The 18,901-nt window shown below is 58.6% G+C and carries 21 protein-coding genes and 1 pseudogene; 20 read left to right on the top strand and 2 right to left on the bottom strand.

Annotated features, from left to right (window positions below):
- Positions 1 to 28: 28 nt before the first annotated feature.
- The 14 genes and pseudogenes from GF108_RS18500 (at position 29) to GF108_RS18435 (ending at position 12,186) form a co-directional block, all read left to right on the top strand.
- Positions 29 to 883 (top strand): transporter substrate-binding domain-containing protein, encoded by an 855-nt coding sequence (locus GF108_RS18500; RefSeq protein WP_153669779.1) that lies wholly within the window; start codon positions 29 to 31, stop codon positions 881 to 883.
- Between the two features lie 511 nt (positions 884 to 1,394).
- On the top strand, positions 1,395 to 1,874 hold the full coding sequence (locus tag GF108_RS18495; protein ID WP_153669777.1) for a MarR family winged helix-turn-helix transcriptional regulator: 480 nt from the start codon (positions 1,395 to 1,397) through the stop codon (positions 1,872 to 1,874).
- A complete protein-coding gene (locus tag GF108_RS18490) occupies positions 1,871 to 3,943 on the top strand; it encodes an FUSC family protein (protein WP_370462225.1) in 2,073 nt (690 codons plus the stop codon). The genes GF108_RS18495 and GF108_RS18490 overlap by 4 nt, the downstream gene beginning before the upstream one ends.
- 5 nt (positions 3,944 to 3,948) lie before the next feature.
- On the top strand, positions 3,949 to 4,158 hold the full coding sequence (locus tag GF108_RS18485; protein ID WP_153669776.1) for a DUF1656 domain-containing protein: 210 nt from the start codon (positions 3,949 to 3,951) through the stop codon (positions 4,156 to 4,158).
- On the top strand, positions 4,158 to 5,072 hold the full coding sequence (locus GF108_RS18480; protein ID WP_153670267.1) for an HlyD family secretion protein: 915 nt from the start codon (positions 4,158 to 4,160) through the stop codon (positions 5,070 to 5,072). The genes GF108_RS18485 and GF108_RS18480 overlap by 1 nt, the downstream gene beginning before the upstream one ends.
- A 70-nt stretch (positions 5,073 to 5,142) precedes the next feature.
- Entirely contained in the window at positions 5,143 to 5,796 is a 654-nt protein-coding gene (locus GF108_RS18475) for a phytochelatin synthase family protein (protein WP_153669774.1), read from the top strand.
- Positions 5,797 to 5,938: 142 nt separating this feature from the next.
- The gene (locus tag GF108_RS18470) at positions 5,939 to 6,973 is read left to right on the top strand and encodes an alpha/beta fold hydrolase (RefSeq protein WP_153669772.1); all 1,035 of its coding nucleotides are present in this window, start codon (positions 5,939 to 5,941) and stop codon (positions 6,971 to 6,973) included.
- A 38-nt stretch (positions 6,974 to 7,011) separates the two neighbouring features.
- On the top strand, positions 7,012 to 7,752 hold the full coding sequence (locus tag GF108_RS18465; protein ID WP_153669770.1) for a response regulator: 741 nt from the start codon (positions 7,012 to 7,014) through the stop codon (positions 7,750 to 7,752).
- Positions 7,749 to 9,065 carry an ATP-binding protein gene (locus GF108_RS18460; RefSeq protein ID WP_153669768.1) on the top strand — a complete coding sequence of 439 codons (1,317 nt, stop codon included), beginning with the start codon at positions 7,749 to 7,751 and terminating at the stop codon, positions 9,063 to 9,065. The genes GF108_RS18465 and GF108_RS18460 overlap by 4 nt, the downstream gene beginning before the upstream one ends.
- A gap of 142 nt (positions 9,066 to 9,207) precedes the next feature.
- A pseudogene (locus tag GF108_RS18455) lies at positions 9,208 to 10,506 on the top strand (cytochrome c biogenesis protein DipZ); the annotation flags it as partial.
- Between the two features lie 93 nt (positions 10,507 to 10,599).
- Positions 10,600 to 10,809, top strand: coding sequence for a hypothetical protein (locus GF108_RS18450; RefSeq protein ID WP_036814633.1), 210 nt, complete (start codon positions 10,600 to 10,602; stop codon positions 10,807 to 10,809).
- Positions 10,806 to 11,315 carry a peptide-methionine (S)-S-oxide reductase MsrA gene (gene msrA / locus GF108_RS18445; protein WP_153669764.1) on the top strand — a complete coding sequence of 170 codons (510 nt, stop codon included), beginning with the start codon at positions 10,806 to 10,808 and terminating at the stop codon, positions 11,313 to 11,315. The genes GF108_RS18450 and msrA overlap by 4 nt, the downstream gene beginning before the upstream one ends.
- Positions 11,316 to 11,780, top strand: coding sequence for an NUDIX domain-containing protein (locus GF108_RS18440; RefSeq protein ID WP_153669762.1), 465 nt, complete (start codon positions 11,316 to 11,318; stop codon positions 11,778 to 11,780).
- 91 nt (positions 11,781 to 11,871) lie between these two features.
- A complete protein-coding gene (locus GF108_RS18435; RefSeq protein ID WP_091923220.1) occupies positions 11,872 to 12,186 on the top strand; it encodes a hypothetical protein in 315 nt (104 codons plus the stop codon).
- A 559-nt stretch (positions 12,187 to 12,745) separates the two neighbouring features.
- Here the strand turns inward: GF108_RS18435 and GF108_RS18430 are convergent.
- Entirely contained in the window at positions 12,746 to 13,231 is a 486-nt protein-coding gene (locus GF108_RS18430; protein ID WP_153669760.1) for a hypothetical protein, read from the bottom strand.
- A 247-nt stretch (positions 13,232 to 13,478) separates the two neighbouring features.
- On the opposite strand from GF108_RS18430, the gene GF108_RS18425 reads away from it, so the two are divergent.
- From GF108_RS18425 to GF108_RS18415, 3 genes are read left to right on the top strand one after another with little or no spacing between them, the layout of a single operon-like run.
- Positions 13,479 to 13,883 (top strand): hypothetical protein, encoded by a 405-nt coding sequence (locus GF108_RS18425; protein ID WP_246664052.1) that lies wholly within the window; start codon positions 13,479 to 13,481, stop codon positions 13,881 to 13,883.
- Between the two features lie 27 nt (positions 13,884 to 13,910).
- Positions 13,911 to 14,480, top strand: a complete 570-nt coding sequence (locus GF108_RS18420; RefSeq protein ID WP_027232108.1) for an OmpA family protein — start codon at positions 13,911 to 13,913, stop codon at positions 14,478 to 14,480.
- Between the two features lie 16 nt (positions 14,481 to 14,496).
- Entirely contained in the window at positions 14,497 to 15,516 is a 1,020-nt protein-coding gene (locus GF108_RS18415; RefSeq protein WP_153669757.1) for a DUF4105 domain-containing protein, read from the top strand.
- A gap of 11 nt (positions 15,517 to 15,527) precedes the next feature.
- Here the strand turns inward: GF108_RS18415 and GF108_RS18410 are convergent, their stop codons facing one another.
- Positions 15,528 to 15,803 (bottom strand): hypothetical protein, encoded by a 276-nt coding sequence (locus GF108_RS18410; RefSeq protein ID WP_153669755.1) that lies wholly within the window; start codon positions 15,801 to 15,803, stop codon positions 15,528 to 15,530.
- 134 nt (positions 15,804 to 15,937) lie between these two features.
- Here GF108_RS18410 and GF108_RS18405 point away from each other — a divergent pair, with 134 nt between their 5' ends.
- The 3 genes from GF108_RS18405 (at position 15,938) to GF108_RS22535 (ending at position 18,876) form a co-directional block, all read left to right on the top strand.
- Entirely contained in the window at positions 15,938 to 17,749 is a 1,812-nt protein-coding gene (locus tag GF108_RS18405) for an adenylate cyclase (protein WP_246664023.1), read from the top strand.
- 108 nt (positions 17,750 to 17,857) lie between these two features.
- Positions 17,858 to 18,667, top strand: a complete 810-nt coding sequence (locus tag GF108_RS18400; protein WP_153669753.1) for a DUF2092 domain-containing protein — start codon at positions 17,858 to 17,860, stop codon at positions 18,665 to 18,667.
- A complete protein-coding gene (locus tag GF108_RS22535; protein WP_246664022.1) occupies positions 18,664 to 18,876 on the top strand; it encodes a hypothetical protein in 213 nt (70 codons plus the stop codon). Before GF108_RS18400 ends, GF108_RS22535 begins: the two co-directional genes overlap by 4 nt.
- Positions 18,877 to 18,901 lie beyond the last annotated feature (25 nt).

Genomic DNA, 18,901 nt, shown 5'->3' with positions numbered 1-18,901 from the left:
CAGTCACAAACCAAGGGGAATACCTCGAATGAAAAAACTGACCGTCTTTCTGAAGGCACTGACGCTTTCAGCTCTCGTCCTTGCTTCCGGCGCCCACGCCGAAGAAAAGAAATGGACGCACGTTACGATCGCGACCGAAGGCGCGTTCAAGCCGTACAATTTCACCAATCCCGACGGCACGCTCGACGGCTATGAAATTGAACTCTCGAAGTATCTTTGCAACCACATGAAAGTTGAGTGCAAGATCGTCGTGCAGGATTTCGACGGCATGATCCCGGCTCTCAATGCCGGCAAGTTCGACGCGATCATCTCCGGCATGTCGGCAACGGCAAAGCGCGAGGAAGTCATCGATTTCAGCCAGTCGTACGGCTCGACCGGACAGGCATTTGCGACGTTGAAGTCAAGTCCGCTGGCCGGCATGGATCTCAAGGGCAAGGTATTCTCGCTGGCTTCCAACGAGGCAGGCGCCGTTGAAGCGCTCGAAAAGCTGAAGCCGCTTTTGCAGGGCAAGATCATCGGTGTCCAGACCGCATCGACGGGCGCTACCTTCGTCGACAAATATCTCAAGGGCGTCGTCGAGGTGCGCGAATACAAGACCACCGAACAGCATGACCTTGACCTTGCCGCTGGCCGCGTCGATCTGGTGATGGCATCGATGGCGTATCTGACCACCGCTTCCGCCAAGCCCGGGAACGAGGAAATGACCGTTGCCGGTCCCCGCTTCCAAGGCGGCTTCCTCGGTAAGGGAAGCTCGGTCGGCCTGCGCAAGAACGAACCTGAACTGAAGGCGATGTTCAACGAAGCAATCGACGCCGCCAAGGCCGATGGCACGATAAAGTCGCTATCGCAGAAGTGGTTCGGTTTCGACGTCACACCGCTTTAAACATCTGCAAGTCCGCGCCGCGGCGGGTGATGAACCTGGCCGCGGCCGCAATTCGAATTCGCGTCGGTTTGCGAGGCAGACCGCTTGCCGTGGCAATTAATCTGCGACCCGCTGGAATGTGACGCCGGTGCTCGCCGCTAATCGCCGCAAGGCTAATCCTGTGATCCTCGACTTCGTTCCGGGAGACCATGCCACGCTGACAAAACGCGGGTCAGCCAAAAATGCCCTGAGCTCCTCAAATTATGGCGCGACCTTTCGGCGTGCGAACTGCTCGCCATAGCCCCAGGCAGTTGACCTCAAGCCCAGTCACCGCTGTTGAAGCCGACGCTGCCACTGATGCTTTTGTGCTTGCGGTCGGCCGGCAAGCTTGGGGAAGACCGCGCCCTCGTTGATGACATTCTTTTAGTCACGCGCATACGCCACACCTGATACCAAAGACGGCTTGGCTGCAACCGGCCGAGCCGCGAAAAAATCGATTGCAAGAAAATGATTAGGATGCTATTAATTTCCTATGCAAGAAATAGATCAGCTCCGCCGCGCCTTTACCACCAGTCTTCTCCAAACGGGACGGCAGTGGCGGCGCATTACCGATCAAGCGTTGATGTCGTCGAACATCTCCGAAGCCTGTGCTGCGCCGCTATTGTGGATCGGACGGCTTGGCGGAGGGGTGCGTCAGATCACTCTTGCTTCCTATATCGGGATCGAGGGCCCGTCGCTGGTCCGGTTGATTGACCAGCTGGAAGCGGCCGACCTCGTCATCCGCAAGGAAGACAAGAGCGACCGGCGCGCGAAGACCCTGTGGCTGACGCCCAAGGGCAAGCAATACGCCTCCAGACTCGAGGATATCCTCGTCGGCTTGCGCGCCCAGATTCTTGCCAACGTGAGCAAGGAAGATCTCAATGCGGCACTGCGGGTTCTGGCGGCGTTCGACGCTGCAAGCAACTCTCCTGCCGCTGAACCTTTGAGGCGCGAGGTCGAGTTGACGCCGTGATGTTTCCGTCCTGGCGGGATTGGGTGTTTTCAGCCAAGGCCTTTCTCGCATCGATGATGGCGCTCTATATCGCCCTGTGGTTCGACCTGCCGCGTCCGTACTGGGCGATGGCGGCTGTCTATGTGGTTGCAAATCCATTGGCCGGGGCAACAAGCTCAAAGGGTCTCTATCGCGCGCTCGGTACAATCATCGGCGCCAGCGCCGCCGTGTTTTTCGTGCCGCTCTTTGTAAACGCGCCCGAGCTTCTCGCCCTCGTCGTCGCATTATGGACCGGCTGCCTCCTCTATATATCCATGCTCGACCGCACGCCGCGCAGTTACGTCTTCATGCTTGCAGGCTATTCGCTTCCTTTGATCGCCCTGCCAACCGTTGGAACGCCCGAACTGATTTTCGATACGGCAGTCGCACGCACCGAAGAAATCATCATCGGCATTACCTGCGCCACTCTCGTTGGCCTCCTGATCTTTCCAAGCAGCGTCGGGACCGTTCTCGGTGGCCGCATCACTGATTGGCTGGATGATGCAGCCGACTGGGCCAACGAAATTCTGCGCGGCGAGGGGGCAATACCGGCAACGCCGGCAAGGCGCCAGAAGCTCGCTGCAGATATTGCCGGCCTTGATCTCATCATTAGCCAATTGTCCTTTGACGCCGGCACCCGCGACGTCGCCCGCCATGCGAGAGAATTGCGCGGTAGGCTCATGATGCTGTTGCCGTTGTTCTCGTCACTGGCGGACAGGCTTCATGCCCTGAAGTCGGGCGACCGGCCCCTGCCGGCCAAGCTCGGTTCGTTGCTCCATGAAGTGGCCGATTGGCTGCAATCACCCGATGCAGCGTCCGCGGACGCTCCGCAACGATTTGCCAGGACGATCGAGGAGCTTAAATCGGCTGATCGATCAGAGAATTGGGACCACCTGATCCTGTCGAGCGCGCTCGCGCGGCTTTTGGAAATTATCAACCTCTGGCACGATTGCCTTGCGTTGCGCGAACAGATCGCCCGCGGGCAGTATTCGGGCCGGTGGCGGCCAACATTTCGGCATCGGCAAGTCGTCGGCCGCACCCGCTATTACGATTATGCCATGATGCTGTTTTCATCCGGATCGGTCGTCGTCGCTACGCTCGTTGCAAGCTTAATATGGATCGAAACGGGATGGCAGAGCGGCGCAGGCTTCGTCATGATGACCGCCGTAGCCTGCTCGTTCTTTGCGGCAATGGATCAACCTGCACCATTCATTTTCAAGATGTTCCTGTGGTGCGGCGTCAGCCTCATCGCAGCATTCGTCTACCAGTTTGCGATCCTGCCGGCGATCAGTGGCTACGAAATGCTCGTCCTCGTCTTCGCGCCGTCGTTCCTTCTCATTGGACTTCTTATTCCACGTCCGCAATTCAACATGCTTGCCATGCTGCTCACGGTAAACACCGCCTCGTTCGTTGCCATGCAGAATCGTTTGACTGTCGACTTCGCCTCGTTCGCCAACGAGGCGATCGCGGCCATGGCGGGTATCGCCTTCGCGCTGGTCTGGACGCAGGTCGCAAGGCCATTTGGCGCCGAGATAGCTGCGCGCCGCTTGGTGCGGGCCGGCTGGTCGGATCTCGCCGAAACCGCGGCTGGTTTGCGGCGAAGCGATCATGAAAAACTTGCCGGAAGAATGCTCGATCGCATGGGCCAGCTTGTTCCCCGGCTGGCTGCGCTGGAGGATCGGTATCTCTCCGAGATCGATGGCTTTGCCGAAGTACGTCTCGGTTTCAACATCGTCGCTATCCAGCGTGCGCGCCGGCATCTCGATGGCGACGGCCAGTCGAGCGTGAATGCAGTGCTTTCCGGTATTGCCGACCTGTTTCGCCAGCGTGTCGTACGCCGCGAAGCGGTCGCGCCCGATGCTCGCCTGCAGGAGCGCATCGATCAGGCACTGAGCCTGCCAGGTCTGCAGCAGACAATGCAGGGCCGCAGCATACTCGATGCGCTTGTCGGCCTGCGCCGTGCCCTTTTCCCCTACGCGCCGTCCCCGAAACCTATGGGCGGCGACATCGTCAAAACGTCATCACCGCAAATGCTGATGGCTGCGGAGTAGAACCAATGCTTGGTGATTTCGATATTTACGGCGTCTACATGCCCGGGCTCCTCGGCATGATGTTTCTGACGCTCCTCCTCTCGGCGATAGTCCGCCGCGCACTTGCCTGGGTCGGCATCTATGCCTGGGTCTGGCATCGTGGACTATTCGACGTCGCGCTCTACGTCGTGCTTCTCGGCGCGACAGTCTCACTTACGCAATGGTTAGTATCATGATGAAAAATCTTCAAACAGCTGGCAGGGTAGTTGTCACCCTGGCATTGGTCGTGTGTGCATTGTTCGTGGGTCGCGAACTCTGGAACCACTATATGAACGATCCGTGGACTCGCGACGCGAGGGTGCGCGCGGATGTCGTGGCCGTAGCGCCGGACGTCTCCGGTCTCGTCAGTGAGGTTCTCGTCAAGGACAATGATGTCGTCCGGAAGGGCGACATACTGTTCAAGGTCGATGAGCGGCGCTTTGAAATCGCCGTGACACAGGCCGAAGCGGCGGTCGAAGGCGCAAAAGCAACGCTGGAGCAGGCAAGCCGCGACCGCAAGCGCCGTGAACAGCTCGGTGGTGTCATTTCCGAGCAACAAAAGGAGGCGGCGCAATCCGCCGAGGCGACTGCCCAAGCGAGCTATCTGCAAGCTACCGCCAGTCTTGAACTCGCCCGCCTCAACCGCGAGCGGTCGCAGATAAAGGCGCCGGTCAACGGTACCATCACCAACCTGTCGCTCCGGCCGGGCAACTATGTGACCACAGGTAGTTCCCAGATGGCGCTGGTGGATACCGATTCAATTCGGGTCGAAGGCTATTTCGAAGAAACCAAGCTGGCCCGTATCCGTGTCGGGGACTTCGTGAAGGTCAAGCTGATGGGCCAATCAGAAGCCATTACCGGCCACGTCGACAGCATCGCCGCAGGCATTGAGGATCGTGAGCGAACTGCAGGTTCGGGTCTTCTTGCCAATATCAATCCAACGTTCAGCTGGGTGCGGCTGGCGCAGCGCATACCGGTGCGGATCGCGTTGGACCAGATCCCGCAAAAAACGCAGCTCGTGGCCGGCATGACTGCGACGGTCACTGTCGCGCCCGACGCCGCAGTCTCGGTTGCGCGTCTGCCCGGTGCCGGAGACATCGAGCAGAACTGACGCTCAACGGGTCGGTAGTAGTGGTGCAATCGTTGATGTAGGATGCCGGCGTCATCGGTGGTCGGAAAACATGAGGCGTGTTCTTCTAGCCTTGGTCGCCTTCAGTGCCCTTTTCTTGGGGGCGGTCATTGTCGTTGTCGGTCAGACCAAGGTTCCCGCCGACGCCATAGCGAATGCCGTCACCCGGTCACCCGACATGCTTGCACAAGCTTGGAAGCTTCCGGCGGCCAAGACATTTGGATTGACGGTCAGCTACCAGTCCAACCCCTCAAAATGCGGTCCCGCCAGTGTCGCCAACGTGTTTCGCTCCCTCGGGGAGGACGAGACCACCGAGGCGGCCGTCCTCGAAGGCACCGGCAAATGTTGGACCGGCCTGTGCATCATGGGTCTTACGCTTGACGAATTGGCCGGTGTAGCAAAGCAGCATACCGATCGGAAAGTCACGGTCATTCGCGACATATCGAGCGAAGAGTTCCGCGAGCACTTGCGACATTCGAATGATCCGGACCGTCGCTACATCGTCAACTTTACCAGAGAGAAAATCTTCGGCGCTGGCGCAGGGCACTTCTCACCGATTGGGGGCTATCTCGAGGGGGCCGATATGGTCCTCGTCCTTGATGTGAACGAAAACTACCGGCCGTGGCTCGTTGAACGCGAACGCCTATTCTTGGCAATGGACACATTCGATGGCGACAAGAAGCGCGGATTACTTCTGATCCAGTAGCTTGTTCAAAGCCCGATTGTAACAGTATGTATCCGGTACGCTGCTACTTACACGCGCATGCAAATTGCCCTTTGACGGACACACGGGGTATACGTTCGCCATGCATTGCAGTGGTCGCATTTACCGAATCGGAGAAGTAACAATGTCGGAAGAGGTCAACCGTCGCAATTTCCTCAGTATTGCCGCGGTGACGGCAGTCGCTGTGGAATTTCCACTGATAGGCGCAGCGAACGCGCAGGCCGGCAAGGTAGCGCCTGCAGTCAAGCCGGGGACGCATACGAGCTTCGCACCCCTTAAGCAGGTGAACGCCGGGCAGCTCAGCGTCGGCTATGCGGAAGCCGGCCCGGCGGATGGCCCGGTGGCGATACTGCTGCACGGCTGGCCGTATGATGTCTACAGCTTTGTCGACGTCGCGCCACTTCTTGCCGGAGCGGGTTACCGCGTCGTCATGCCTTATCTTCGCGGCTACGGCACGACCCGGTTTCTCGCGAGCGAGACGATCCGCAACGGCCAGCAGGCGGTCATTGCCACGGACATTGTCGCGCTGATGGATGCATTGAAAATTCGGACCGCGATCATCGCAGGTTATGACTGGGGAGCGCGGACGGCGAACATAGTGGCAGCGCTATGGCCCGAGCGCTGCAAGGCCATGGTTTCGGTGAGCGGCTACCTGATCGGCAGTCAGGAAGCCAACAAGAAGCCCTTGCCGCCGAAGGCAGAGCTTGCCTGGTGGTACCAGTTCTATTTTGCCACTGATCGCGGCCGCCAGGGCTACGACAGCAACCGGCATGACTTCGCAAAGCTCATCTGGCAGCTTGCATCGCCAAAGTGGAACTTTGACGATGCTACCTTCGATCGATCCGCCGAAGCGTTCAACAATCCGGATCATGTCGACATCGTTATCCACAATTACCGCTGGAGGCTTGGCCTTGCGCAGGGCGAACCGCAGTACGACGCTTTGGAAAAGAAGCTTGCCGCGGGCCCGCTAATCAGCGTGCCGACGATCACAATGGAAGGAGACGCGAATGGCGCGCCGCATCCCGAACCGGCATCCTATCGCCAGAAATTTTCCGGCAAGTACGAGCATCGAACGATCACAGGCGGCATAGGCCATAATCTGCCGCAGGAAGCGCCTCAGGCTTTTGCCCAGGCAGTCATCGATGTCGATGGCTTCTGAGGCTCAAGCAGGCAGGGCAACACAAACGAGCAGGTGTGATGGACCACATTGACCACGTCTTGATCGTCGATGATGACCGTGAGATCCGCGAACTGGTCGCGGCCTACCTTGCCAGGAACGGCTTGCGCGTCGGCGTCGCGGCAGACGGCCGGCACATGCGCGCTTTCCTTGAAACGAATGCTGTCGATCTCATCGTTCTCGATATCATGATGCCTGGCGACGACGGGCTGGTGCTGTGCCGCGAGTTGAGGGCGGGTAAGCACAAGGCGACGCCGATCCTCATGCTGACAGCGCGAAACGATGAGACCGATCGCATCATCGGGCTTGAAATGGGTGCCGACGACTATCTGGTGAAGCCATTTGCGGCACGTGAATTGCTGGCACGGATCAAGGCCGTGCTGCGGCGAACCCGTATGCTTCCGCCCAACCTCCAGATCACGGAGGCCGGCCAACGCGTGCGGTTCGGCGATTGGGAACTCGACACGGTAGGCCGGTATCTGGTTGACAAGACCGGAACCACGGTCACACTCAGCGGCGCCGAGTACCGACTGCTTCGCGTTTTTGTCGATCACCCGCAGCGCGTGCTTAATCGCGACCAACTGCTCAATTTGACGCAAGGCCGCGATGCGGAGCTCTTCGATCGTTCGATCGACCTGCTTGTCAGCAGGCTGAGGCAGCGACTTTGCGACGATGCGCGTGAACCTGCCTATATCAAGACCGTACGGAGCGAGGGCTACGTTTTCTCGATGCCAGTTGAAATTGCCGAGCTGCGACAATGAGCACTGCGGGGAGCCCGCATCCTTGGCGATGGCCCCGCACGCTCGGCGCGCGCCTGTTCCTGATCCTTCTCGCGGGCTTGATCCTTGCTCATGCGCTGTCCTTCAGTGCCTTGTTTCTCGAACGCTATATGGCAACGCGGAACGTCATGCTGAACACGCTCGAAAGCGATGTCGCGACCTCAATTGCCATTCTCGATCGGCTGCCCGCCAATGAGCGCGCGAACTGGCTCGACCGCCTTGATCGTGGAACCTATCGCTTCGAACTCGGAACCGGCCTGCCCGGCGTCCCGGACATGAGCAAGCGGGGGGCCGAGATCGCGGCAAAGATAGAAGCTGCCGGTGGTCAGCGCTTTCCCATCCATGTAGAATCCATCCCGGGCGATGCGATGCGCCTGCAGGCCCATCTGACATTGAGCGACGGCGCGCCATTGACGATCGATGTACAACCGGCGGCGATGCCGCTCGCAGATTGGTTGCCGTACGTGCTCGTTGCTCAACTGCTCCTGCTCGTTCTTTGCACCTGGTATGCGGTGCGCCAGGCAATCCGCCCACTTGTCGATCTCGCCCATGCAGCCGATACGCTCGACCCTAACAAAAAGGCTCCAAGGCTCAGCGAGTCAGGTCCGAGTGAAGTTGCCTATGCCGCAACTGCCTTCAATGCCATGCGCGACCGGATCGCGCACTATCTCGAGGAACGCGTGCAAATCCTAGCTGCGATCTCCCACGACCTGCAGACCCCGATTACCCGAATGAAGCTTCGTGCTGAGGTCGGTGAGGATTCCGCCGAGAAAGACAAGCTGATCCAGGATCTGACCGAGATCGAGCGGCTTGTCCATGAAGGCGTGGCTTATGCCCGCAGCGCCCACGGCGATGCGGAGAAGTCCTCCCGCATCGACATTACCTCATTTATGGAAAGCCTCGTCTACGACTACCAGGACACAGGTAAGGCCGTAACGATTGAAGGAAAAATCCTTGCCCCGGTCGAGACTCGGCCCCATGCATTGCGGCGGATCTTCACCAACCTCATCGACAATGCGCTGAAATTTGGCGGCAGCGCCGAGGTATATCTTGAAAGTGACAACAACGGTCAAGTGACCGTCAAGATCATGGATCGTGGCCCCGGCATTCCGGAAAACCATTTGGAGGCGGTGTTGCAGCCGTTCTTCCGGCTTGAGCAGTCACGCAACCGCGGCACCGGGGGCACCGGGCTGGGACTGGCCATCGCCCACCAACTTGCGCTTGCCATTGGTGCATCGCTGCAATTGCGCAATCGTGCCGGTGGCGGCCTTTCAGCGGAAGTCACCATTCGCTGAAGCGTGATATCATCCCGCGCATTCGTACAATCCGATACAATTCGAGCCCTATAGGACACATCCAGGATACGTCGCTGCCGCTTTATGCGGTCCGTGACTGATCTTCAGTCGTCGCACACACATCGCTTCGAAGGAGATGATGATGACGCTTCTGTTTGTTGCCTACCTCGCGGGCGCGCTGACGATCCTCAGCCCCTGCATCCTGCCCGTACTTCCCTTTGTCTTCGCGCGCGCGGGGCAACCCTTCATCAAGAGTACCTTGCCGATGCTGGTCGGCATGGCAATGACGTTTGCCCTTGTCGCTTCGCTCGCCGCTGTTGGGGGCAGTTGGGCCGTGGAAGCCAATGAGTATGGGCGCTACGCGGCACTTGTGCTGTTGGCCGCGTTTGGCCTGACCCTTGTTTCTCCGCGGCTCGCCGCCATCGCGACCACTCCCATTGTGACTTTTGCCAACAGATTGCTGAACGCAACCGGCGGACCCGGGTCCGTTCCGACATTCGGAGGAGCGCTCATCCTTGGCGTTGCAACGGGCATGCTCTGGGCGCCCTGTGCCGGACCGATTCTCGGCCTGGTCCTGACGGGAGCCGCGCTTCAGGGCGCCAGCATTCAAACGACGCTGCTTCTTCTCGCCTATGCGGCAGGCGCAGCGACATCGCTTGCACTGGCAATGCTCGTTGGCGGTCAGGTCTTCGCTGTGATGAAGCGCTGGATAGGCGCCGGCGAATGGCTGCGTCGTGGCCTCGGCATCGCCGTTCTTGCCGGCGTCGCCGCCATCGCGCTCGGCGCAGATACGGGCTATCTGGCTCGGCTCTCGGGGCCGGCCACGGGCAAGGCCGAGCAGGCGCTTCTCGATGCGCTCAAGCCGCGTACTTCACCGCAATCAGCGGCAGACCGTGGCGTTATGCTGGCCGCCAACACCCAACCGGCCTTTCACAGTGATTTGCCGGTCGAAGGCAAGTTTCCCTCACTGGGTGGCGCTGTCGAATGGCTGAATTCAGCGCCGCTGACCCCGGAGCAATTGCGCGGCAAGGTCGTGCTGGTCGATTTCTGGACTTATTCGTGCATCAACTGCATTCATACGGTGCCCTATGTCGTGGAATGGTCCGAGAAATATAAGGATCAGGGTCTTGTCGTCATTGGCGTGCACGCCCCGGAATATGCCTTTGAAAAGAAGATCGACAACGTGAAGAAGGCGATCGCCGACTTTGGGATCAAATATCCGGTTGCGGTCGATAACAACTACAAAATCTGGCAGGCTTTCGAGAACAGCTATTGGCCGGCTCACTACTTCATCGATGCCAAGGGTCAGATCCGCTACCACCATTTCGGCGAAGGCGAATACGACACGTCGGAAAAGGTAATCCAGGATCTCTTAGCTGAAGCCAAGGGCGAGCAGGCAGCCAATCAGCCCGTCATGCCCGAGGTCAAGGCAGCCCGTAGCTGACGATCGGAACGATATCGCCCCCGCCTTGAGGGGCGATATCTTCGTCTATGATCGTACGATATCGCTCCACCTTTGAGAGGAAAAGCCGGAATGAAATTCGTTATAAAGTGCCTGATCGTCGCAGGAGTGCTAGGTTCGCCTTGCATTTACGATGTAACTTCGCGTGAACCTTCACCGGCAGCCGGTGTCATTGCACTTGGCGGCCCGCTTCTGGCGGCTGGAGACGCGCATCCCTATATTCAGGGCATGTGGACCAGCGATACAGCAGTCCATCCCAAAAAACTGGAGGTAAATTCATGAGCCAAGAACGCGCAATTCTCGCTGGCGGATGCTTCTGGGGCATGCAGGATTTGTTTCGCCGCTATGACGGGGTGATTTCGACACGCGTCGGCTATAGCGGCGGCGACGTTCCGAACGCGACCTACCGCAACCATGGAACCCATGCGGAGGCAATCGAAATCGTCTTTGATCCGGCCCGCATCAGTTATCGGCAGATTCTTGAATTCTTTTTCCAGATTCACGATCCGAGCACCCGCAACCGCCAGGGGAATGATGTTGGCATGAGCTATCGTTCGGCGATTTTCTATACGAACGAGGACCAGAAGCGCGTTGCGCTCGATACGATCGCAGACGTTGACGCTTCGGGATTGTGGCCTGGCAAAGTTGTCACCGAAGTGGCCCCGGCCAGCGATTTCTGGGAAGCCGAGCCCGAGCATCAGGATTATCTCGAGCGCATCCCGAACGGATATACCTGTCACTTCATCCGGCCCGGCTGGAAGCTTCCGGTCCGTGCTGCGTCGGCCTGAATGGTACAGCGCAGCGCCGGCCTTCTGATCTATCGCTACGGCGAGGGAACTCTCGAAGTGCTGCTCGTCCATCCCGGCGGGCCCTATTGGGCTCGCAAGGATGATGGCGCGTGGTCGATACCGAAAGGCCTTATCGACGACAACGAGGATGAGCTGGCCGCGGCGCGACGCGAGACCAGGGAAGAGATTGGCGTCGATATAAACGGCACCTTCGCGCCGCTCGGCGAATTCAAGCAGCCGAGCGGCAAGATAATAGTTGCCTGGTCGGTCGAAGCCGATGCGGCGGTGAATGCCGAAACCATTGTCAGCAATACGTTCGAAATGGAGTGGCCGCCTAAATCAGGCTCGATGCAAGCATTTCCCGAGGTCGATCGCGCGGGGTGGTTCCCGTTGCCCGTGGCCGCGCAGAAAATTCTCAAGGGCCAGCGGACCATCCTGTCAGAGTTCGCAGCAAGACGGGCTTGACCTTGCGGACTTGATGCATGCGGCCAAGGCATGCATCAATGGGGCAGGGGCTTACGCCTCGGCACAAGCACAATGGAAAGGACGGGTTCCCATGGTCGAAACCAGATTGCTCACGGATCACCAGGAAATAAAGGATTGGGCCGCAGGTCGTTCCGGTGTGCCCACCATCCGCGATTCCGCCGATTTGATCGGTAGCGACGTTCCAGTCCTCGCGCTTGCCTTTGGCCAGCACGCCTATGAGGACGACGACGATCAGGGCGCTGACCGCCCAGCGGATTTTGGCCGTCCGCGGCTCGTTGAATGGGACGAATGGTTTGCCATCTTTGACGCCGAGGGCCTTGGCCTGGTCGTCGCCGAGGACCTTCCCGGCCAGCATGACGAGTTCCACGAGATCATCCGGCGCTAGCGCGACAATCGACGAGATCGATTGCGCCGGAAAATAAGAAGAAAGCGCGGACAAGTAAGGTGAGGCTCGGCTCGAGGAGAAAGGAAGGGTCGACCCGAGCCCCGATGTTGCAGATCGCTAGAAGCGCAACCCCGAAAGCGTGCGCCCGCTGCAGCTTCCCGTCAACTCACGATAATGTAAAAGGTGAGGTCCGGCATTTCGCTCAATGTGACTCACCGAACCTCACATCGAGCGTTGGCCTCTCGACTCACCAACCTTGCTGCACCGCAACAGGCCTGTCAATGGCCCTGCTTGATAGCCATTTCAAGGATTTCATTCCGGCGGCCCCCCGGCGCGGCCTCTATTTACGTTACGACGCACCTAAAAAGAGGAGGAGGGAAACGTTTACAAGGGGGAACCTTATCGTCTCTTGCTCCTCCTAAAGCTGATCGCCGGTTTCTTGGGGGCAGTGTGGCGATCAGAAGTCGATCATACGATAGCCTGAGTGATGCAAGAGTGACACCTCGCAGGAATGATACTGCCTCGTCCCGATTTCAGCACAACTAGCAAGCTATTGCGTTCAATGATTCCTGATCATATTGAGGAAGATGGAAGCGATCTTGTCGAGATGCGCGTCGCCGCCTTCTAGGTAGGCTTGGCGCCCAGCCCCTGCGACCGCATGGAACAGCCGATTTTCGCCAATGGAAAGTGCCTCGATTTCGCGCGCAAGTTCGTTTGGGTCGCGTTCGCTTTGGTCCTTGCGCTTCAAATACTCCGCCAGAAGCCGGCGGCGCCGTTCGGCATCGGTCGTCAGTGCTCCGTAGATCCCCCAGGCAAACCAGGATTCGCCTACGCGCAAGTCGGAATCGCCTATCTGCTCAACAAATTTCGGGGAAAGTTTGGCCTTTTGCGTTTCGACGATTCCATTCGCCACTTCAAAAGCGTCCTGATCAGTCAATTGTTTCTCGGCGCTCATTCCGGCCTCCAACTCATGCTGCGGTTTCGAGTGCAAGATAGTGTGCCGGGCCCGCGTTTGACAGAACAAAACGGAAAAAACTGAATGCAACGACCTGTCGGTTGCTCCGAGCGCCTCGCTCCATCCCCAATTCTCCGTGTGAGCGTATCCTACAGTAAATTACTCCCCGACTGCCGGTAAGTTCAGTAGTTTTCGGCCGATGACGCCACATTGGCGCAGTGAGCATGCTTCAATTTCACGCCATCGGCCCTGCACGAAAGCTACTTGGGGAGGGGCCGGCACTACCAGAAACGTCAATCGGGAGGAGGGGTAATTTGTGATGAAGAAACTACGCCTCATGAGCGGAGCGGTGGCAATCGTGACGCTTTTCATGGCCGGGACCAGCTCGGCGGATACGATCAGCTACGCTGATGCGGTCAGTGCGCTTGCCAAGGACTGCGGCAAGGATATCAAGAAACTTTGCAGCGGTCTCAACCTTGGCAACAACCGCATTCAGGACTGCCTGCAGAAAAACGAGGCGAAGGTTTCTCCAACCTGCACCACCACGCTGACTTCGGTCACGGCCTCGATCAGTCAGCGGCAAGCCGCGCAGACTGGTTTTTTCAAGCTCTGCGAACATGACGCTGCCGAGTTCTGCAAGGGCGTGAAGGGCGAAGGCAATATTCTTGCCTGTCTCTTGAAGACGAAGCGGATCGACAACGGAAAGTGCAACCAGGCGATTACCGATGCGGGATGGCGTTGAACCATGCGCGGCTTAGGGAGACAAAGAATGCTTGTTCATCGACTGCGCGCCGGCCTGGCGCTTGGCCTCTTGCTCGCTGCCGGTCCTGTCGCGGCGCAGCAGCTTACCGACCGCCAGCTCGTTACCAGCTTGAGCCAGGTATCGTCCGAGGCACCGGCGATCGATATCGCATTGCTCATGGAAGAAGCGAACGCCAATGTCGGCAAGGGGGTGGCGAACCAGCCGAACTGGAGCCAACTCACTCATCTCGCGCAATTGCTTGTCGAGATCGACTTCGAGAACGATTCTGTCGCGATAGAGCCGCAGTCCTACCGGACGGTAGGACTTATCGCCGATGCGCTGCATCATCCGAACCTCATGTTCTACAAGTTCCTCGTCGTCGGGCACACAAGTTCGACAGGTGATGCCAGGCATAACCTAAAGCTCAGCCAGGAACGGGCAGACGCGATCCGGGAGGCATTGACCACAACTTTTGCCGTTTCGCCCGATCGACTTTATGCTGTGGGCGTGGGCCAGGAAATGCCGGTCGATGCCGCCAATCCGAAGGCAGCGTCAAACCGCCGGGTCCAGCTGATCAACCTTGGCATGGTGAAATAGTGCCAGCGAAGGGGGCTTGTTGCGGCTTGTAGCGCGCATTCTGATCGCAACCATCCTGTCGCTGGTCATTGTGCTGGCGACAGCATGGGCGGCGCTCGCGCTTTGGTACCGCCTGCCGGGGCCGGAATATCTACGCGCGCTTGCGGGGTGCGTCTTCGTCATTCTCGGCATCGTGGCTATCATTGCCCTGTTCACGCGCAGGATGTTTCGCGGCCTTGCCGCCTTTCTGATCGCATTCGTGGCCTTGCTGCTCTGGTGGAGCACGATCCGACCGCCGGCCCAGGCAGATTGGGCACCTGAAGTGTCCCGGCAGGTAACCGGCACGGTGGATGGCAACGTGCTGACGCTGACAAATGTTCGCGAATTCGAATGGCGCGGCAAGACGGATTTCGTCGAACGCTGGTCTACCCGCAGCTACGACCTCAGCAAACTCCAAACCGCTGATCTTTTCATGTCCTATTGGGGCAATCCCAATATTGCGCATGTCGTCATGAGCTTTGGTTTCGAGCAAGATCAGTATGTTGCATGGTCGATTGAGGTAAAGCGGCGTGTGGGCGGCGCGTTCTCGCCGATAGCTGATCTATTCAAGAGTGATCCTCTCGTCATCATCGCGGCCGACGAGCGTGACGTCATTGGCGTCAGGTCGAACTTTCGCGGCGAGGATGTGCAGATTTATCGCCTGAGGGCGGGACCAGAGGCCGCAAGAGCGCTGCTTCTCGAATACGTTGCCGATGCCAACGCCCTGTCGACGTCACCGGAATTCTATAATTCGATCACGACGAACTGTACGACGACGGTCGTCAAGATGATGCGTGCCGTCGGCGACGTCGTCCCTTTCGACTGGCGGCTGATCGTCAATGGCTATTTGCCTGAATATGCATACGACCACGGGGCGCTCGAGAAAAGCTATTCGCTCGCAGATTTGCGCGCCCGCGCTCATATCGACGAGCGGGCAAATGCCGCCGGCTTGTCGCAGGATTTTTCCCGCCTCATTCGGGTCGGGGTGCCATCGCCGGCGGGCAAGAACGCCAACTGAGCGCGAGGCTGTCAGGTTCGGGGCCCACGTCTGTGAAACGGGATGATGGCAGCACGATCGAGCGCCGCGCCGATCTCGCCTGCAAGATCGTCTACGAGTTGCAGATACTCGGCATAACGCTCATTGCGCTTTGGCTCCGTCGATTGCTCCCAACGGTACAGTTCCACCTCCGCGTCCGCGAAATCGGCACACAATTCGCGGAACTCGTCATCGCGGGCAGCACGTTCCTCGATCGCTTGACCTCGGAAAGGAAATCGCCTTTTCGCAGCCACTACCCCTCTATCCATGTCAAAGAGCTCCCTTTCCGGAGCAAAAGGAGTTTCGAACTTACTATCGTGGACGGGGACGCATTTGGGGAGTAGGTTACCGTAGCATACAACTAGAAGATGCGGGCGGTTTCTGTTCATCGGGGGATGAAAGAATGCAGGACCAAATGGAGGCCCGGACTGAACAGGCAGCCGGCGCACAACGCGTGCCGCCCGCTCCGGAGGATATCCGTGCCCAGTTGGATCGCATGGTTGCCAGTCCTGAATTCCCCAATGCAGGACATGCGCATGCCTTTCTTCGCTACGTCGTTGAAGAGACGCTTGCAGGGCGTGCCGAGCGCATCAAGGGCTATTCCATCGCCATAGAGGTTTTTAATCGCGACGAGGGGTTCAACCAGGACGATCCGGTTGTACGGATCGAGGCGGGCCGTCTGCGCCGTACGCTTGAGCGTTATTATCTGATCGCCGGCAAGGATGATCCGGTAAGGATCGATATACCAAAGGGCAAGTACGTCCCGTATTTCTCCTGGAACGAAGCCGGGACGGTGTCAGAGCCTGCCGTTGCTCCCGTCGTGGCTCCACCGAAATCCCTGTTCGCCCGCCCCGGTAGGCTGGCTGCGTGGATGCTCGCGGCTGCAATTGCAATTGCATTATTCGGTTACTGGACGTTTGCGCGCACGGTGTTCGATTCAGGTGCCTCATTCACGTCAGTTCCGAATGAACCCTCGCTCGTCGTCGCGCCCTTTGCCAATCTCGGCGAGAGCTCACAGGCCAATCTTTACGCGCTGGGTCTGACGGAAGAACTGTTGACGGCGCTGCCCCGCTTCAAGGAACTCAAAGTGTTTGGGCGGGAAACATCCGAGGCTTTGCCAACCGGCGTGGACGCGTCGCATATACGCGGCAAGCTCGGGGCACGATACCTGCTGACCGGGGGCGTGCGTATATCCGATGATCGCGTGCGAGTGACTTCCCGGCTTATCGATACAGCGACAAATGCTATTCTTTGGTCAGACACTTATGAGGATGATCTTCGCTCGCGCGGCCTTTTTGCCATCCAGACCGATGTCGCAAACAAGGTCGCGAAAGCCATAGCCCAGCCATACGGCATAATCACGCAAGTCAACACGGCAAACCCGCCGCCAGATGATCTCGACGCGTACGGGTGCACTCTTCGCTTCTACGCCTACCGCGCCGAGCTCAGCGTTGAACGCCACGCCAATGTCCGCGCGTGCCTGGAAACAGCTGTGGCGCGTTATTCGACCTACGCAACAGCCTGGGCAATGCTGTCGATCGTCTATCTGGACGAGGATCGGTTCGGCTACAATCCTCGGTCGAATTCACAACCCCCACTCCAACGTGCGTTGCAGGCCGCCCGGCGCGCCGTCGAACTCGAGCCTGACAACAGCCGCGCCCTCCAGGCGCTGATGACCGCTCTGTTCTTCAATCAGCAACTGGCGGAATCGATGCGCGTGGGCGAAGAGGCGCTTGCCATCAATCCCAACGATACCGAACTCATGGGTGAATACGGGGTTCGCCTCGCCATGGGCGGCGAATGGAAGCAAGGCGCACAGGTCCTGGACCAGGCACTCGCATTCAATCCAGGCGGTGCCGGCTACTACCACGGCAATCGCGCCCTCGCTGCCTATATGCTCGAAGATTACGATACGGCGCTTATCGAAATCCGTCAGGCGAACCTCGAGAAATTTCCCCTCTTTCATCTGGTCGCTGCCGTCATCTACGCCGAAAAAGGGATGATGGACGAGGCAAAACGAGAAGGCGACACGTTCGTCGCCATGCGCCCGGGGTTCATTCCAAACCTCGTAACCGAACTCAAGCTCCGCAATATTCAACCGAATGATCAGGCCCGCATGATCGCAGGCATTCGCAAGGCCGGCCTGCTGCTGCCGCCCGGCGCAGAAGCAGCGGCGGGCGCGGTGCCGGCAGCTGCGTCTGCTCCATCTCGGTAGTGGCGTGGCGCGGGGGGTAACATACCCGATACTACAAGCTTAATGGCATCGCAGCGCATAGTGTTGTTCCTGCCTGCTCAAGCGGGCGAAATAGGGAGGGATGCTTCAATGCAGAAGATGGCTCGAAACGTTAAGCGGTTCGCTGCGACAACCCTGTCGGTAGCGACGGTGGCGCTCTATGCAGTAGCGGCAACATCATCCGCGGCAAGTGCTGACGAGGCGGACGCCAAGAAATTGCTCAAGGCAATGTCCGACTATGTCACGGCGCAAAAGCAAATCTCGTTAAATTACGACACCAATCTCGAGGTTGTCACCAAGGAACATCAGAAACTCCTGCTGGCAAGTTCCGGAACGATCGAACTCGACCGTCCCGACAAGATCCGTGCTACGCGGCATGGCGGATTCGCCAATGTGGAAATGACCTTCGATGGCAAGACGGTGACCCTGTTTGGCAAGGACGCCAATGTTTATACGCAAGTGGATTCGCCCGGCAGCATCGATCATCTCATCGACGAACTGCGGGATAAACTGCATCGGCCTGTTCCCGGCGCCGACCTGCTCCTACCCAACGTCTACGATGAACTGATGCGGGATGTCACGAATGTGAAGGACCTCGGCAGCGGCGTAATCGGCGGGACCGAATGCGATCATCTTGCGTTCCGGGCCAAGGAGGTTGACTGGCAGATCTGGATTGCCCAGGGCGACCATCCTTATCCCTGCAGATATGTCATCACGGCGAAAAAGGTAGACCAGGGGCCGCAATACAGCATTCAGATCAGCGACTGGAAGACGGGGACAGACGTCTCGGCAGCTGACTTCGGATTCAAGAACGCCACGGATGCCAAGCAGGTCGATCTCAAGAAATTGGGCGATATCGACGAACTTCCACAACACTTCGCCGTAGGAGGCAGCAAATGAAAACCGCAAGGAAGCTGAGGATAGTAGTGTTGACGGCGATCGTCGGACTGTTCGTGTTGGAAGCCGGTTTCGAATTGTCGGTCCCGGGCATATCCGGTTTCGTTACGCCCGCCGACGCCAGGATCGGACGTCCGCTCACGCCTGTGAGCGTAGCAGGAGTTGCCCGGCGAACAGTTCGCCGCTGTGCCGTCGGCGTGTACTATTGTTAAGGCCATGAGTGGGAGCGGTGCCATC

The organism is Phyllobacterium sp. SYP-B3895, from assembly GCF_009647635.1.
In the GTDB taxonomy this organism is placed as follows: domain Bacteria; phylum Pseudomonadota; class Alphaproteobacteria; order Rhizobiales; family Rhizobiaceae; genus Phyllobacterium; species Phyllobacterium pellucidum.
This window is presented reverse-complemented; position numbering and strand designations above follow the sequence as displayed.

What these genes read in the sequence shown, in the direction of transcription:
- GF108_RS18500 (WP_153669779.1), top strand. Translation starts at nt 29, where the DNA reads ATGAAAAAACTGACCGTCTTTCTGAAGGCACTGACGCTTTCAGCTCTC.
- GF108_RS18495 (WP_153669777.1), top strand. Translation starts at nt 1,395, where the DNA reads ATGCAAGAAATAGATCAGCTCCGCCGCGCCTTTACCACCAGTCTTCTC.
- GF108_RS18485 (WP_153669776.1), top strand. Translation starts at nt 3,949, where the DNA reads ATGCTTGGTGATTTCGATATTTACGGCGTCTACATGCCCGGGCTCCTC.
- GF108_RS18480 (WP_153670267.1), top strand. Translation starts at nt 4,158, where the DNA reads ATGAAAAATCTTCAAACAGCTGGCAGGGTAGTTGTCACCCTGGCATTG.
- GF108_RS18475 (WP_153669774.1), top strand. Translation starts at nt 5,143, where the DNA reads ATGAGGCGTGTTCTTCTAGCCTTGGTCGCCTTCAGTGCCCTTTTCTTG.
- GF108_RS18470 (WP_153669772.1), top strand. Translation starts at nt 5,939, where the DNA reads ATGTCGGAAGAGGTCAACCGTCGCAATTTCCTCAGTATTGCCGCGGTG.
- GF108_RS18465 (WP_153669770.1), top strand. Translation starts at nt 7,012, where the DNA reads ATGGACCACATTGACCACGTCTTGATCGTCGATGATGACCGTGAGATC.
- GF108_RS18460 (WP_153669768.1), top strand. Translation starts at nt 7,749, where the DNA reads ATGAGCACTGCGGGGAGCCCGCATCCTTGGCGATGGCCCCGCACGCTC.
- GF108_RS18450 (WP_036814633.1), top strand. Translation starts at nt 10,600, where the DNA reads ATGAAATTCGTTATAAAGTGCCTGATCGTCGCAGGAGTGCTAGGTTCG.
- msrA (WP_153669764.1), top strand. Translation starts at nt 10,806, where the DNA reads ATGAGCCAAGAACGCGCAATTCTCGCTGGCGGATGCTTCTGGGGCATG.
- GF108_RS18440 (WP_153669762.1), top strand. Translation starts at nt 11,316, where the DNA reads ATGGTACAGCGCAGCGCCGGCCTTCTGATCTATCGCTACGGCGAGGGA.
- GF108_RS18435 (WP_091923220.1), top strand. Translation starts at nt 11,872, where the DNA reads ATGGTCGAAACCAGATTGCTCACGGATCACCAGGAAATAAAGGATTGG.
- GF108_RS18425 (WP_246664052.1), top strand. Translation starts at nt 13,479, where the DNA reads ATGAGCGGAGCGGTGGCAATCGTGACGCTTTTCATGGCCGGGACCAGC.
- GF108_RS18420 (WP_027232108.1), top strand. Translation starts at nt 13,911, where the DNA reads ATGCTTGTTCATCGACTGCGCGCCGGCCTGGCGCTTGGCCTCTTGCTC.
- GF108_RS18410 (WP_153669755.1), bottom strand. Translation starts at nt 15,803, where the DNA reads ATGGATAGAGGGGTAGTGGCTGCGAAAAGGCGATTTCCTTTCCGAGGT.
- GF108_RS18405 (WP_246664023.1), top strand. Translation starts at nt 15,938, where the DNA reads ATGCAGGACCAAATGGAGGCCCGGACTGAACAGGCAGCCGGCGCACAA.
- GF108_RS18400 (WP_153669753.1), top strand. Translation starts at nt 17,858, where the DNA reads ATGCAGAAGATGGCTCGAAACGTTAAGCGGTTCGCTGCGACAACCCTG.
- GF108_RS22535 (WP_246664022.1), top strand. Translation starts at nt 18,664, where the DNA reads ATGAAAACCGCAAGGAAGCTGAGGATAGTAGTGTTGACGGCGATCGTC.